Here is a 15,118-nt window from a genome sequence, read left to right as displayed (position 1 = left end):
GGTGCGGGCGCCGTACGCCCGCACCCCCGCCCGGAGGTTCCCCTTGCTGCACGTCGCGCCGTCGCCGACGGTCGCGGAGGCCGCTGCTGGGGCGATCAGTCCGGCAGGGCGAACACGATCAGCGCGCTGCCGTGGCCCGCGCCGAGCATTCCCGGAATGATGCCCTCGAGCCAGCCACCCCAACCGACCGGCACGGCGACGTACTGCTTGCCGTCGACCATGTAGGTCGTCGCGCTGCCGTGGTGGCCGCTGCCGCACTGGAACTTCCACAGCTCCTCGCCGGTGCGAGCGTCCAACGCGAGGAACTCGCCCGTCGGGGTGCCCGCGAAGACCAGGTCGCCCGCGGTGGCCAGCACCGAGGCCGCCATCGGGTGGGAGTTGCGCCAGCGCCACTGCTCGACGCCGTAGGAGTCGAAGGCGCTGACCGAACCGGCCATGTTGTCGATGTCCACCTGGACCGCGGCGCCCCAGTAGGGCATGCCTTCCTTGAACTCACGACGGCGGCGGGTCGCGGTGGCGCCCACGTCGGCGACCGGCACGTAGAACATCTCGGTACGCGGGCTGAACGCGGCGTGCGTCCACTCCTTGGCACCGGCCGGCCCCGGGTAGAAGTGGACGGGTTCGCCCTCCTTGTCCGGGTACTTCCGCGGGGTCACCTTGCCGTCGCGGGTGATGGTGCCCCAGTCGATCCGGTCGACGTACGGGGTGACGTGCTGCAGCTCGCCGTTGGTGCGGTCCAGCACGAAGAAGTAGCCGTTCTTGTCGAAGTGGCCCAGCAGCTTCTTCCCGTCCCGCTCGAACAGGGTCATCTCCATGGTGGAGTCGTAGTCCCAGAGGTCGTGCGGGGTGAACTGGTAGTGCCACTTGATCTCGCCGGTGTCGACGTCGACCGCGACGACGCTGTCGCTGTAGAGGTTGTCGCCCTCGCGGACCGCACCGTCGAAGTCGGGAGCCGGGTTGCCGGTGCCCGCGTAGTACAGGTTGGTCTCCGGGTCGTAGGTACCGGTGACCCAGTGGTTCGCACCGCCGCGGGTCCACGCCTCGCCGTCGTCCGGCCAGGTCTCGGAGCCCTTCTCGCCCGGCTTCGGGATGGTGTAGCAGCGCCAGCGCTGCTGACCGGTCTCCAGGTCCCAGCAGTCGATGTGGCCGCGCACGCCGAACTCGCCGCCCGCGCTACCGGTGATCACCGTGTCCTTGACGACCAGCGGGGCGAGCGAAGCGCTCTCGCCGGCGCGCACGTCGCCGATCGTCTTCTCCCAGACCTTGTTGCCGTTGGTGGCGTCCAGCGCCAGCAGGTGGGCGTTCGGGGTCACGAAGTAGACCTTGCCGTTGGCGATCGCGCAGCCGCGGTTGACGTTGCCGCAGCACAGCGACACGTCGAAGGGGACCGCGTGCTTGTAGCGCCAGAGCTGCTCGCCGGTCTTGGCGTCCAGCGCCCAGAACCAGCCGTCCCAGCCGGTGACGTACATGACGCCGTCCACGACCATCGGGGAGGTCTCGAAGGCGTAGGTCGACGCACCCGCGATCTGCCCGGAGGTGCCCGCTTGGAAGATCCAGGCCGGACCGATGCGCTTCACGTTCTCGGTGTTGATCTGGTCGAGCAGGCTGTACCGCTTGCCGTCGTAATCACCGTAGTAGGTGATCCAGTTGTGCGATTCCGAACGCGCGTTCTTGATGCGCTCGTAATCGATGTTGTCGGTCACCGCGGGGGCGGTTCCGGAAATGGCGCTCAGCGCCCCGTGGTCGATCGCCTCACCGGCGTCAACGTATTCGACTGTCATGAGTTCGTCCCTTTCTACCGGCGCGGCTGGTCGGGGCGGTCGAGACGGGCTTCCGGCGGCACTTCGCCGAGCACGACGATGGCGGCGGTCAAACCGCGGCCCTCGTCGTTGCCGCCGGGCGAGCTGTACCAGTAGTAGCCGGGGCCATCGAGGTTGAGCCTGGCCTTGCCCTTGGAGTGGTTCAGCAGCCAGAGGAACTTCTTGTCACCGTTGCTCGGCAGCAGGCAGGCGTGCGTGTTCCGGTCGTCGTTGATGACGGTCAGCTCGACGTCACCACCGTGCGGCAGAACCAGGATCGCGGGGTCCCAGGCGATCTGGTCCTCCCGGATCCGGACGGTGGCCTCCATCGTGCCGTCCGCGCGCTCGGTGGCCCGCTCGATCCCGCCGGTTCCCAGCACACGACCGATCGCTGCGCTGTTCTGTGCGTCCAAGCCGAGCTCGTTCAGCAGGTCGTCGCGTTCCTGCGTCGTCGTCATTGGACTTCACCTCCTCATTTCGAATCCATGTCCGGACCGCTCATACCCGCCTGGGGTCGCTCGCAACTGGGTGCGCCTCACGTGCAGGCCCATCGTTCCCCTTTGATCGATGCCTCCGCAGACGATTCCGTTCGACTGGGAAAGGTCCACTCGGCGTGCGCGCACACCGAATCAACAGCATCTCCCGGGTCGTCGCACAGCACGGGACGAAATCATCGGAAACCGCCGGATGAAGTGCGTGCTGAAATTACGTTCCCTCCCACCGGGAACACGCGGACGTGCCGAGCGGAGTTCGCGGAGTGGGCTCCGGTACCGAGTTCCGCTCTTTTAACCTGTGGTACTCGACAATTTTACGGTGGCGGGCACCACACCGGAAGGGCCGACCGCTGACCCGGTCCACCGCACCGCTCGCACGGAATGAGCTACCGCCCAACCGGGCTCGTGATCCCGGCTCCCACCGAGTGGACCCGCCTGCCGGGTGCCGCGGCGAGGCCGCCGCCGCCGGAATCCCTTGCGCTGCCTGAACGTTCCAGCTGCGACATCGGTGTCAGAACCCGGACCGAGCAGGCCGCGGAGGCCCGCGAGCACCGCTGCGGCGCTCCCGGCAGCTGGGCGAAGCGCCGCTTTTCCGGGGCTCCGTTCACCCGGCGTGCGAAAGCCCGCGCGGACCGGCGTGGTCCGCGCGGGCTCGGTGGGAATCGCCGCGCGTTTCACCGCAGCACGTGCTCGGGCGAATCGTCAGGTCAGGTCGAAGCGGTCGAGGCTCATCACCTTGTGCCACGCGGCCGCGAAGTCCTGCAGGAACTTCTCCTGCTCGGCGGCGTAGACCTCGGCGATCGCGCGCAGTTCGGAGTGCGAGCCGAAGACCAGGTCCACTCGGCTGGCGGTCCACCGCGGCGCGCCGGTGGACCGATCGCGGCCCTGAAAGGTTCCGGGCAGACCTCGTTTCGGCGTGTCCGGCACCCATTCGGTGTCCATGTCGAGGAGGTTGGTGAAGAAGTCGTTGGTGAGCAGGCCCGGCCGGTCGGTGAGCACGCCGAGCCGGGAATGCCGGTGGTTGGTGTCCAGCACGCGCAGCCCGCCGACGAGCGCGGTCATCTCCGGGGCGGAGAGGGTGAGCAGGTTGGCCCGGTCGACGAGCTGGTACTCCTGCGGGAGCCGATTCGCCTCGCCGTAGTAGTTGCGGAAGCCGTCGGCGCTCGGTTCGAGCGCGGCGAAGGCCGCCGCGTCGGTCCACTCCTGGCCCGCGTCGGTGCGTCCCGGGGCGAACGGCACCTGGACGTCGTGGCCCGCCAGTGCGGCGGCGTCCTCCACCGCGGCACAACCGGCGAGCACGATCAGGTCGGCCAGCGAGATCTGCTCCGCGCGCTCGGCGTTGAACAGGTCGCGGATCCGCTCGAGGGTGGTCAGCACCTTCGCCAGCACTTCCGGGTCGTTGGCCGCCCAATCCCGTTGCGGAGCCAACCGGATGCGGGCGCCGTTCGCGCCGCCGCGCTTGTCGCTGTCCCGATAGGTCGATGCCGAGGCCCACGCGACGAACACCAGCTCCCGGACCGAAAGGCCCGAGGCCAACACGCGGTTTTTCAGCTCGGCGAGGCCCTCGGCCGTGACCAGCTGGTGCTCGACGGCGGGGACCGGGTCCTGCCAGAGCATCCGCTGCTCGGGAACCAGCGGGCCGAGGTAGCGCTGGATCGGGCCCATGTCGATGTGGGTGAGCTTGAACCATGCGCGCCCGAAGGCGTCCGCGAGCTGCTCCGGGTGCTCCGCGAAGCGCCGCGCGATGGGCGCGTAGACCGGGTCGTCCTGCAGCGCAAGATCGGTGGTGAGCATCGTCGGGCCGCGGCGGGTGTCCGGGTCGTGCGGGTCGGGAACGGTGCCCTCGCCCGCGTCGTCCCGGGGAATCCACTGCCACAGCCCGGCGGGGCTGAGCTCCACGTCCCACTTGTACGCGAACAGGGTCTCCAGGAACGAGTTGTCCCACCGGGTCGGTGTGGGGGTCCAGATGCCCTCCAAGCCGCTGGAGATCGCGTCCGATGCCTTGCCCGTGCCGTGGCGGTTGCGCCAGCCCAGGCCCATGTCCTCCAACGGCGCGGCCTCGGGCTCGTCGCCGAGGCTGCTCATGATGTCGGCGGCACCGTGGGTCTTGCCGAAGGTGTGCCCGCCTGCGATCAGCGCGACGGTCTCCTCGTCGTCCATCCCCATCCGCGCGAACGTGGTGCGGATGTCGCGCGCCGAGGCGACGGGGTCGGGCAGCGTCGCGGGTCCCTGCGGGTCGACGTAGATCAGGCCCATCTCGTCGGCGGCCAGCGGTTCTTCCAGGTCGCGCACGCCGGTGTGCCGCTCATCGCCCAGCCAGGTCCGCTCGGGGCCCCAGTAGACGTCGGCGTCGGATTCCCAGGTGTCCCGGCGTCCGCCTGCGAAGCCGAGCGTGCGCAAGCCCATGGTCTCCAGCGCTCGGTTGCCCGCGAAGACCATCAGGTCCGCCCAGGAGATGCTGCGGCCGTACTTCTGCTTGATCGGCCACAGCAGCCGGCGGGCCTTGTCCAGGTTGCGGTTGTCCGGCCAGCTGTTGGTCGGGGCGAAGCGCTGCATGCCCGACGAGGCCCCACCGCGCCCGTCGCCGATGCGGTAGGTACCGGCGCAATGCCAAGCCATCCGCAGCACCAGCGGCCCGTAGTGCCCGAAGTCGGCAGGCCACCATTCCTGCGAGCTCGTCAGCACCTCGTCGATGTCGCGGGCCAGCGCATCGAGGTCCAGCTCGGCGAATTCCGCCGCGTAGTCGAAATCCCTTCCCAGTGGATTCCGCGACGGGTGGTGCTTGGCGAGGATTCGGAGGTTGAGGCGGTCCGGCCACCAGTCGCAGTTGTCCCCGCCGGCGGCCGGGTGGTTGCGCACGCGCTCGGCGGTCCGGCGAACGCTCTGGTCGTAGTTGCGGCTGATCGCCACGGCATCGGGATTTTCCGGCATGGAAGCTCCTCTCAGCGGCGCGTGACGCCCTCAGATGCCCAGCGCCCGGCGCACCGCTGGGGCGTTCCGCCGGGAGACCGGCACCATCGTCCGCGCCTCGTCGTCCATCACCAGGGCAAGTTCGCCTTTGAAGCCGCGTTCGACCTCGCGGATGCGGCCGATGTTGACCACGTACTGCCGGTGCACCCGGAGAGCGGACCCGCCCAGCTCGGTCTCGAGCTTGTCCAGGGCCGGTGAAGCGGCTCGCAGTCGGCCTTGGTCGGTGGTCAGCCACACGTCGTTGCCCTCGGATTCGGCGAAGGAGATCTCCGGGTGGCGCAGCAGCACCAAGCGGCTGTCCCGCATCGCCACGATCCGGTGCCCCTGCGCCTGGTCGGAGGCGGCGGCGCCGCCTTCCGCCCGCGGGAGCTGCTCGGCGTCGGACACCCCGAGTTCGACGAGGGTGCCGACGAGGTGTCCGGACAGGAACACCGGCCGGATGCTGATCGGCGTGGGTTCGTCGGCGAGGTGGGTGAAGATCTGGGTGGAACCGACCCAGTCCCGCGTGTGCGCGGCTTGTTCGGCCGCGTAGCGGGCCACCCGGACCAGCTCGGGCAGACCCGGGTTCCAGCGCGCCGCCGGGTCGGCCGCTGGGGTCGAACCCGGCACGCCTAACAGGACGCTCGCGCGATCGTCGGCGATCACCACCTGCCCGGCCGGGTCCAACGCCGCCAACGACACACCCGCCCGCGCACGAACGTGGTTGCGCGCGTGGTCGTACGCCGCGATCAGCTCGGCACCGGCGTCCCGGGCGCGCCGCCGCAGCATGAACTGCGTCCTGCTGGCGGCGTTGCTCAGCCAGGCGCCCACGGACTCCGGAAGCTCGCTGCGCCAGCAGGAGATGTTCACCGCCGCGACCGGCTCGCTGGTCACCACGTCGCGCACCGCCACGCCCGCGCAGTTCCAGTCGTGGAAGGCCTGGCACCAGTGCTCCGCGCCCCGGACCACCACCGGCGCATGCGACTCCAACGCGGTGCCCATGCCATTGGTACCGGTGGAACCCTCCGCCCAGGAGAACCACGGCGCCAGGTTCGCCTCGGCGGCGTAGTTGCGGGTGTCCTTGTTGCCCCACTCGGCCAGTACCCGGCCGGTGGCGTCGGTGACGGTCACGACCCCGCCGAGATCGCTCACCTCGTTGACGACCGAGGCCGCGCGGAACCCGAGCTCGGCGAAGACCACATCGTGCTCGAGCGTGTGGTCCACGTCCGTGATGGCCACCGGAGCTTCGGCCAGATACGGATTGACGCGGTACTGGTCGCGGCACCGCTGCCAGGACAGCGCCACCTCCGGCCGCACACCGCGGACGTCGTCCGCACCCCGCACGAAGCGCTCCCACGCCCCGTAAACCGTCGACTCGCCCCCGCCGCCCGTCTTGGCGCGGAGCCGGTGCACATCTGCCATCCGAGACCGCCTTTGGTCCGTCACCGCCCCGGAACGCGCGAGGCCGGTGCGACCGCACATCACGTCGCGTTCCGAGCCGGTCCGCGTCACTACTCCGATTTCGCACTGGCCTGTCGGAAACGCCGAGAACTCCGGGACCCGGTCGATGCGGCCCGAGTGCTCGCACGACTCATGACCGCGCATCGGGCGATGAACCGGACGCAGCCGTGCGGCTTTTCCCGCGCTCCGGCTTCCCGACGTGGAACGGAAAATTACGTGGTGGGAGATTCGGCCGACAAGGCGAGCGCGACGACCGCTGACCAACGGCGCACGAGCGGCGGCCTCGCGACAACCAGCGGTGGTCATGCCCCTCCTTCCCCGCGATCTCCGTCCGGCTCGCCCGCACCGGATCATTCGCCGGAACGGCCTAGTCGGTGTCGAGTGGAACCCCGCCGAAAGCCGTCAGGCTGATGACGAAGTAGGCGGCGTAGAGCGCTAGCAGCACCCCTCCGTGCCAGCGGCGCAGCCGCCCGGTGGCCAGGAAGATCGCCGACAGGACCGTCATGCCGAGCAGGACCGGCAGGTGCCAGGACAGCACGTTCTCGCCGATCGTTATGTCCCCGCCGAGCAGCAGGACGATCCCGAGCTTGCCGGTCAGCGAGAACACGACGCTGCCGATGACGTTGGCGACCCCGATCTCCGGCGCGCCCCTGCGGGCGGGCTCCACGGTGAGGAAGACGTCCTCGAGCGACAGCGCCAGCGTCGCGATCGTGACGCCGAAGACGGTGCCGTCGATGTCCAAGGTCTCCAGCAGTCCTTCGGTGCCCTGTCCGGCGAGCGCGGCGCCTCCGATCAGGCCGGCCAGCGCCAGCACCGCGAACAGCAGGCTGATCGGCAGGGACCGCTGCCTCGCTGCCAAGAAGCCCTGGTCGATCCGCAGGTCGCCGGGCAGCTCGAAGCCACCGCCGCCCGGCTCCGTCGCGGGCGGGCGAGCTGGCGACCGCTCACCGGCCGCGCCGGATTCCGAGGTGGTCGCGACGCTGACCGCACCGGCCTTCTCGACCTGCTCGTAGAACTCGGCGTTGCGGAACACCGGCCGCCGCGCTGCGTACTCGCGGTAGCCGATCCAGCCCACGAACACCGCGAACAGCACCACCAGCACGACGCCCATGGACTGCGTCAACGCGCCGGTCGAGGCGAACAGCGACATCGCCGCAGGACCGGCAGCGAACAGCACGAGGTAGTCCTTGGGGACGTCCACCGGGCACGGGGCGATGAGCGCCGCCAGTGCGAGCACGATTCCCATGATCGCGATCGTGGTGCCGATGACGGTGCCGAGCGCCGCGTGCTGCAGTTCCTCGACGTTGAGCACGATGCCGTAGGCGAGGTCGTCGAACTCGATCCCGGTGAACAGCACGGCGACCAGGAACAGCGAGACGACCCACCTGCTGGACACGCCGACCAGGTTGCCGATCAGCTTCTCCGCGCAGTACACGAGCAGCGCGATCCCCAGCGCGAACTCCAGCGCGGCCATCATCGGAAGCTCCGCACCGGGCCGGCGCCGGGGAGTTCGGCATCGCGCGGCTCGCCGGCGCCGCCGTCCCGGTCGCGGGACGACCGGCAGCTGCGCCGGTAGTCCTGCGGGCCCGCCTCCGCGTCCGGACGGCCGTGCGAGCCGTGCCTCGGAACCAGGTGACCGGTCGCCTCGAGCACCGACATCCACAGATCTCCATCGGGATCGACCTCGTTGCGATGGCTGATGATCAGCGGCATCGGCACGTGCACGAAGCGGCGCCGCCAGCGCACCACGGCGGTCTCGGTGCGCCCGGCCATGGCCGCGTGCACCGCGGCGTGGGCCAGGCGCAGGCAGTAGACGCTGTCGTAGGCGTTGGCGGTCACGCTTCGCACGGCGTAGCTCGGGTCGATGTAGCGCACCGTGGGCGACAGGCCCGCCCCGATCAGGTGCGCCGTGATGGTCTCCCGCAGCAGCGCACCGATGTCGCCCAGCCTGGCGTTGCCGGAGGGGTCGGTGGTGTCGGCGAGCAGACCGCGCTCCTGCAGCAGCTCCTGGCCCGCTCCCTCGGCCACTACGACGACCACGAAGCCCTTCTCGCGCACGTGCCGCTCGACCCGGGCCAACAGGCCGTCCGGCCCTTCGAGCGCGAACGGCACTTCGGGGATGAGCACGACGTCGGCGGCGTTGCGGGCCAGCGAGGCGTAGCAGGCGATGAAACCGGAATGCCTGCCCATCAGCTTCACGATGCCGATGCCGTCGGGACTCGCCGCGGCCTCGATGGCGACCGAGTCGATGAAGTTGGCCGCCTGCGCGAACGCGCTCTGGAAGCCGAAGGACTGGTCGGTGTAGGGCAGATCGTTGTCGATCGTCTTGGGGACCCCGATGACCGCGATGTCCAGACCGCGCCGGCGGATCGCCGCGGCCAGGTTCGTCGCGGCGCGCATCCCCCCGTCACCACCGATGACGAACAGCGCGTCCACCCCGCGCAGGACCAGGCTGTCGACCATTTCCTCGGGCTCCTGCCCGCCGCGCGAGCTGCCCAGGATGGTGCCGCCGGAGTTGTGTATCTCGCGGACCCGATCCGGTGTCAGCTCCTCGGTGTCGTCGCGGTTCGCGGCCGTCAGCCCGCGGAGCCCGTTGCGGAAGCCGAGGATCCGCCGCACGCCGTAGTGCACGGTGAGTTCCTGGACGATGCCCCGGATGACGTCGTTGAGCCCCGGGCACAGCCCGCCGCAGGTCACCACGCCCGCCGTGACGCGGGAGGAGTCGAAGTAGATCTTCCGGCGGGGTCCGGCCGCCTCGAAGCTCGGCAGCTCCTCCGGCGGGAGGTCGTGCTCGGCGAGCATCGAAACGGTGTCCTCGAGCAGCACCCGGTCGCCCTCCGCCACGTAGTGCGGCGAAGTCCGCTTGGCCGCGAGCATTTCGCAGAACGGTGAGTCGTAGCGGCACTCACCAAGGTGGCGAACGCGCAGGTTGTCCAAGTGCATTTTCACCGAATCTCCTAACCGACGACGGCCGTACGACGAGGCCGGCAGATCGATCACTGGGGCGGGCACGTGCCGTCAAGACGTCGGCCGGGGCATGGCGCCGAAGGTGGTGTGCACGACGCGGCGCACCTCGCCGCTGGAGATGAGCAGGGAATCCGCGAGCACCGTGCCCCCGGATTCCCGTGGCTCGTTCAGCAGCGCTCCTCCGGTTACGCCGGTGGCCGCGAACAGCGCTTCGCCGCCGACGAGCTCGTCGCGGGTGTAGATGCGGGCGAGGTCCATGCCCGCCGCGCGGAGGGCATCGGCCTCCGCTTCGCGCTGCGGGGCCAGGCGGCCGAGCATGTCGCCGCCCAGGGCGCGCACCGCCGCCGCGGTCATCACGCCCTCCGGCGTGCCCCCGACGCCGAGGAGCAGGTCGGCGGAGCCGGACGGGAGCAGCACCTCGAGGCTTCCGCCGACGTCGCCTTCCGCCGGGGCGTGCACGGCAGCGCCCGCCTCCAGCACCCGCTTGATCAGCTCCTGGTGGCGGGGCTTGTCCATGATGACCACGCGCAGCTCGCCGACCTGCTTGCCGAGCGCCCCGGCGACCTTGCGCAGGGTGCGCTCCGGGGTGTCGGCGAGATCGACGACGCCGTTGGCCTGCGGCGGCACCACGATCTTGTCCATGTAGAAGCCGGGCCCCGGCGAGAACATGGTCCCGGATTCGGCGAACGCGATGGTGGCCATCGAGCCAGGCAGGTTCTTCGCGCAGAACGACGTGCCCTCGAGCGGGTCCACGGCGATGTCGAAGTCCGGACCCGCACCGCTGCCCACGGTCTCGCCGTTGAACAGCATCGGGGCCTCGTCCTTCTCGCCTTCCCCGATGACCACCGCGCCCCGGCCCGGAGCATCGGCCAGCACTTGGCGCATGGCCTCGGTGGCCGCCGCGTCGGCAGCCTTCTTGTCGTTGCGACCGGCCCAGGCGTGGCTGGCCACCGCCGCGCTGCGGGTGGCGGTCAGGGCCACCGACTCCAGCGTGCTGATGCCGGTGCGCGGTGCGGTCTCGTGCTGGCGCTGCATCGCGGACTCCTTGCTCGTCGTTGCCTCGGTACGGAGGAGGGACCGGCGAAAACCGGCGCGCCGGGCGATCGGACATCGCCCGCGCGCCACGCGGAGCGAATGCGCTGCCGGCGGAATCCGCCGGTCACTCGAGATTCGCGTGCAGCCGCCACAGCTCGCGGGCCTGGGTGCCGCTGGAGCGCCACAGGGCGTGGAACAGCGCGTCGGTCAGCAGCAGCACCGACTGCTCGAACAGGCTGCCCGCGTACTGGGCGGAGGTCGTCCCGTCGAAGTCCTTCTTGTCGGCCGCCGGGATGACCAGCGTCTCGGTCGCGGTCTTGGCCAGCGCCGAGCCGGGATCGGTCGTCAGCGCCACCACGTTCGCGCCCTGCTCGCGCGCGGTCTCGGCCGCCCGCACCACCCGCGCCGTCGAGCCCGAGCCGGAGGCGGCCACCAGGACGTCACCGGAGCCGATCGCCCGCGCGGTGGTCTCACCCACGACGTGGGTGTCCAGCCCGAGGTGCATGAAGCGCATCGCGGCCATCTGCAACGCCAGGCCGCTGCGCCCGGTGCCGACGGTGAACACCGCGCGCGCCGTGAGCAGCAGTGCACCGGCACGTGCCCACGCCGCGGGCTGGACGCCCCTGCGGATCTGGTCCACCTCGGTGCTGATGGCCATGGTCGCGTAATTGAAATGCGGCGGATTCAGCTTTTCGCCGATATTCTCGTGAGCGGTGTCCGCACCCGTCATTGAGCACACTCCACTGGTCGGTCGGATGTATTCGTCGGTTCAGTGCGCGAGCGCCGAGCAGCGGCGCCGGGCTGCACTTTCCTGGACCCCGCCGGGTTCCGGATCGCGACCCGGACGAATCCCGCTACGAGAGACTGCACGGATCTGTACGTCTGGTCAACGCGGCCGACACGAAGAGAAGGCAGACTCGCACGAACGGTTTCGGGGACCGATCAAACGGGAACCGCAGGAATCCCGCGCCCGTTGCGGCGACACCGCGGGCACCGGGAATCCGGTGCCCGCGGTCGCCGCGTTACCGCCCGGCCGTCGACCGGCGGGCGGGCTCAGTCCTCGGCCTGGGCGACGTACATGGTCACCTCGGCCGCGCACCCGATCTCGACGAACCGGGGCGTTTCCCACTGCGGGGCAACGGGCTCCATGGCTACACCTCCTTTCGGAAGATCTGCGGGCAAGGCCCTGACCAGCCCCAGGGGTTTCCGGAACGATCGGTGCCCCGGCGGCGATGCGAACCACCGGTACCGAGGCCGAGAGCCGCTGCGCCTCCCGGCGCGATGCCGACCGGCTGTTCCCGAAAAGAATGGGCCGCTTCGCGAACAGCGGTGACCGCCGGGTCACGCGGCTGGGCGGGGCCGAAATCCCGAACTCGCCGATCGCGTTTCGATCGGGTCGATATTCGACTGCTCCACGAGGGCCGGTCCCGCCTTCCGGGAACACCCGGCCGATCAGGAGCGCCAGTCATCGTACGTCGGCGCTCATCCGGATCGCAACACCATTCTGCGGCGTTCCCCGAAATACCATTTGGAGGTTCGTCCGCGCCGTCCGTGCTGCCGCGGCTGCCATTCGTTCGGCCGCGGTTGACTAGACGTACAGATCCGTGCAGTGTCACAGGCCGTTGCCCGTTCGCACTCCGACGCGGAATCCGCGGAGAACCGGAACGAGCAGCCGGAAGGATTCGAGGAACGGCGGCACGACGTCGTGATCCACCCACCATTCTGCCCGGAATCGGGAAAGCCGGATGCGGCGGACCGCATCGCGCGCCGCGTGGTGGATCCCGGCGCAGGACCACCCGCGCCCGAAACCGCAACGCCACCACTGACGAGGAGAGCACCGTGAAGCTGCAGGTAGCACTGGACGTCGCCACCCTCGGCGACGCGCTTTCGCTGGCGCACCAGGCCGAGGACTACGTCGACGTCCTCGAGCTGGGCACCCCGCTGATCAAGGCCGAAGGCCTGTCCGCGATCACGGCGATCAAGGCCGCGCACCCGAACAAGCTCGTTTTCGCCGACATGAAGACCGCCGACGCCGGCGAGCTGGAGGCCGACCTCGCGTTCTCCGCGGGCGCGGACCTGGTGACCGTCATGGGCGCGGCCGACGACGACACCGTGCGCGGGGCCGTCGCCGCCGGTGAGAAGCACGGCAAGGACGTGGTCGCCGACATGATCACCATCGTTGCGGACCGGGTCGCCCGGATCCGCGAGGTCTCGAAGCTGGGCGTGTCCTTCGTCGAGATCCACGCGGGGCTCGACGAGCAGGCCAAACCCGGCTACACGATCGAGACGCTGCTCGCGGACGGCCGCCAGGCCGGCGTCCCGTTCTCGATCGCCGGTGGCGTCACCGCCGAGACCATCGCCGCAGTGCAGGACGCCGGGGCGACCGTCGCGGTGGCCGGCGGTGCGATCCGCAGCGCGGCGGACCCGGCCGCAGCCGCCAAGGCCCTCAAGAGCCGGATCCGCTGACCGGACGCAGCAAGTTCGCGGGTGGCAGGGGCCGGATCGTTCTTCGGGGCCCCTGCCACCACATCACCCCTGCCACCACATCACCGCTGCCATCGCCGCTCCGGCAGGGACGACCGAAAACCGGTTCGGGCGATCTCCGGCGACCGGGTGGATTCGCCTCCACCGATCTCCGCGGGACGCGGACACGAGTGGACCGCACAAGTGATCGGAGGATCGCTCGATGGTTGATCAGCCAGGAACGACCTCGCGGCATTCCGCGGCGAGGTGGTCGCCGGCCGAACCGGTGATCGTGGGTTCGGTCCTGGGCGCCGACTACGCGCAGCTCGGCGAGGAGGTCGCGAGCCTCACCAACGCGGGAGTCGGCCGCATCCAGTGGGACGTCATGGACCGGCGCTTCGTGCCCAACATGACGTTCGGGCCGGACGTGGTCGCGGCCTGCCGGAAGTACAGCGACCTGCCGTTCGAGGCCCACCTCATGGTGCAGGACCCGGACCCGATGCTGGCCGACTTCGTCGCGGCCGGTTGCGAGACCGTCATCGTGCACGCCGAGACCTGCCCGCACCTGCTGCGGACGCTCGCAGCGATCCGCGAGCTCGGGGCGCAGGCCGGTGTGGCGGTCAACCCGTCCACCCCGCTCGGCTTCGTCCGCCACGTGCTCGACCACCTCGACGAGATCGTGATCATGACCGTCAACCCGGGCTTCGGCGGGCAGCGCTACATCCCCGCGATGGAGGAGAAGGTCTCCGAGATGCGGGCGCTGGTGGACGGCTCCGGGCGCGCGGTGCAGATCGAGGTGGACGGCGGGATCTCCACCGCCACCGCCAAGGCGGCCTGGTGCGCGGGTGCCGAACTCCTCGTCGCGGGCTCCGCCGTGCTCTCCCACCCGGGCGGGAAGCAGAAAGCGGTGGCCGAGTTGCACCGCGCCATGGCGCCGCCACCGCCCGAACAGTGATCACGAGCGGCATCCGCCGAAGGAATTCCGTGCGAGGAAGGGGAAATACCGTGGAGCGCAACAAGATGGCACTGCAGCAAGCGCAATCCTCCTTGCTGCTGGATGCAGCTGCGGTGCTGCGGCGGCGATACGTGCGCGGCGGCCGCGACGACAGCGTGTCCCCCGCAGCGGCGGAAGGGCTGTCCAACTTCCTCGAAGGAATCGCCCGCTCCGAGCCCGCGCTGCACCAGGCCGACCTGAACGAGGCGATCGCCCTGGCACACCGCCTGATCGACGACGACCACCCCGAACACTCGCGGCTGTGGCCCGCCTAGCGCGCCGCCGCGTCCCACTTCCGCAAGTTCGCACGAAGCACCGCGAGCAACCACGAGCGTCAGGAGTGCGCGTCCATGACCGCGATCGAAGCCAACCGTCGCGTGCGCGACGACATCACCCGCTTGACGACCGCCGCCGTCCCCGCCGACTGGACCGACCTGGACGTGCGGGCGATCGACACCGCCCGCGTGCTGGCCGCCGACGCGGTGCAGCAGTGCGGAAGCGGCCACCCGGGCACCGCGATGAGCCTGGCGCCGACCGCTTACGCGCTGTTCCAGCACGTCATGCGGCACGACCCGAACGACCCGAGCTGGCTCGGCCGGGACCGGTTCGTGCTCTCGGCGGGCCACTCGAGCCTGACCCTGTACGTGCAGCTGTTCCTGGCCGGGTACGGCTTGGCGATCGACGACATCAAGGCGCTGCGCACCTGGGGTTCGCGAACCCCAGGGCACCCCGAGTACGGGCACACCAGCGGCGTCGAGACCACGACCGGCCCGCTGGGCCAGGGCCTGGCCAACGCCGTGGGCATGGCGATGGCCGCCCGCCGCGAGCGGGGCCTGCTGGACCCCGCGGCCGCCCCCGGCGAAAGCCCGGTCGACCTCCTGAGCTTCGTGCTCGCCTCCGACGGCGACATCGAGGAAGGCGTGACCTCCGAGGCCTCCTCGCGCGCCGGCACCCAG

General features: G+C 70.2%; 12 protein-coding genes and 1 pseudogene. 4 read left to right on the top strand and 9 right to left on the bottom strand.

Translation table 11 applies throughout. The features are described from left to right. Positions 1–95: 95 nt before the first annotated feature. The 9 genes from IJH84_RS25460 to pqqA form a co-directional block, all read right to left on the bottom strand. A complete protein-coding gene (locus IJH84_RS25460) occupies positions 96–1,781 on the bottom strand; it encodes a PQQ-dependent dehydrogenase, methanol/ethanol family (protein ID WP_295149866.1) in 1,686 nt (561 codons plus the stop codon). A 14-nt stretch (positions 1,782–1,795) separates the two neighbouring features. After that, positions 1,796–2,257 carry an MSMEG_3727 family PQQ-associated protein gene (locus IJH84_RS25455; protein ID WP_295149864.1) on the bottom strand — a complete coding sequence of 154 codons (462 nt, stop codon included), beginning with the start codon at positions 2,255–2,257 and terminating at the stop codon, positions 1,796–1,798. A gap of 738 nt (positions 2,258–2,995) precedes the next feature. Then, positions 2,996–5,224: a catalase/peroxidase HPI gene (gene katG, locus IJH84_RS25450; RefSeq protein WP_295149862.1), complete on the bottom strand. Its 2,229-nt coding sequence runs from the start codon at positions 5,222–5,224 to the stop codon at positions 2,996–2,998. A gap of 30 nt (positions 5,225–5,254) precedes the next feature. Continuing rightward, positions 5,255–6,664, bottom strand: coding sequence for a DNA-binding protein (locus IJH84_RS25445; RefSeq protein ID WP_295149861.1), 1,410 nt, complete (start codon positions 6,662–6,664; stop codon positions 5,255–5,257). 406 nt (positions 6,665–7,070) lie between these two features. Then, positions 7,071–8,180, bottom strand: a complete 1,110-nt coding sequence (locus IJH84_RS25440) for a sodium:calcium antiporter (protein ID WP_200071822.1) — start codon at positions 8,178–8,180, stop codon at positions 7,071–7,073. Next, complete coding sequence (locus IJH84_RS25435) at positions 8,177–9,652, bottom strand: ATP-dependent 6-phosphofructokinase (protein ID WP_200071823.1); 1,476 nt, start codon at positions 9,650–9,652, stop codon at positions 8,177–8,179. Before IJH84_RS25435 ends, IJH84_RS25440 begins: the two co-directional genes overlap by 4 nt. A gap of 69 nt (positions 9,653–9,721) precedes the next feature. Next, positions 9,722–10,705, bottom strand: coding sequence for a class II fructose-bisphosphatase (glpX, locus tag IJH84_RS25430; RefSeq protein WP_295149860.1), 984 nt, complete (start codon positions 10,703–10,705; stop codon positions 9,722–9,724). A gap of 124 nt (positions 10,706–10,829) precedes the next feature. Beyond that, a complete protein-coding gene (gene hxlB, locus IJH84_RS25425) occupies positions 10,830–11,363 on the bottom strand; it encodes a 6-phospho-3-hexuloisomerase (RefSeq protein WP_233627905.1) in 534 nt (177 codons plus the stop codon). A gap of 395 nt (positions 11,364–11,758) precedes the next feature. Next, positions 11,759–11,854 (bottom strand): pyrroloquinoline quinone precursor peptide PqqA, encoded by a 96-nt coding sequence (pqqA, locus tag IJH84_RS25420; protein WP_200071826.1) that lies wholly within the window; start codon positions 11,852–11,854, stop codon positions 11,759–11,761. A 690-nt stretch (positions 11,855–12,544) separates the two neighbouring features. Here pqqA and hxlA point away from each other — a divergent pair. The 4 genes and pseudogenes from hxlA to IJH84_RS25400 all read left to right on the top strand — a co-directional run. After that, complete coding sequence (gene hxlA, locus IJH84_RS25415; protein WP_200071827.1) at positions 12,545–13,171, top strand: 3-hexulose-6-phosphate synthase; 627 nt, start codon at positions 12,545–12,547, stop codon at positions 13,169–13,171. 220 nt (positions 13,172–13,391) lie between these two features. Continuing rightward, the gene (rpe, locus tag IJH84_RS25410) at positions 13,392–14,123 is read left to right on the top strand and encodes a ribulose-phosphate 3-epimerase (protein WP_295149855.1); all 732 of its coding nucleotides are present in this window, start codon (positions 13,392–13,394) and stop codon (positions 14,121–14,123) included. Positions 14,124–14,188: 65 nt separating this feature from the next. Beyond that, positions 14,189–14,437 carry a hypothetical protein gene (locus IJH84_RS25405; protein WP_295149854.1) on the top strand — a complete coding sequence of 83 codons (249 nt, stop codon included), beginning with the start codon at positions 14,189–14,191 and terminating at the stop codon, positions 14,435–14,437. Between the two features lie 75 nt (positions 14,438–14,512). After that, a pseudogene (locus IJH84_RS25400) lies at positions 14,513–15,118 on the top strand (transketolase); the annotation flags it as partial.

This window comes from Saccharopolyspora sp., from assembly GCF_017434145.1.
GTDB classification, from domain to species: domain Bacteria; phylum Actinomycetota; class Actinomycetes; order Mycobacteriales; family Pseudonocardiaceae; genus Saccharopolyspora_C; species Saccharopolyspora_C galaxeae.
Note: the sequence above shows the minus strand (reverse complement) of the source record. Positions and strands in the feature narration are given on the sequence as shown.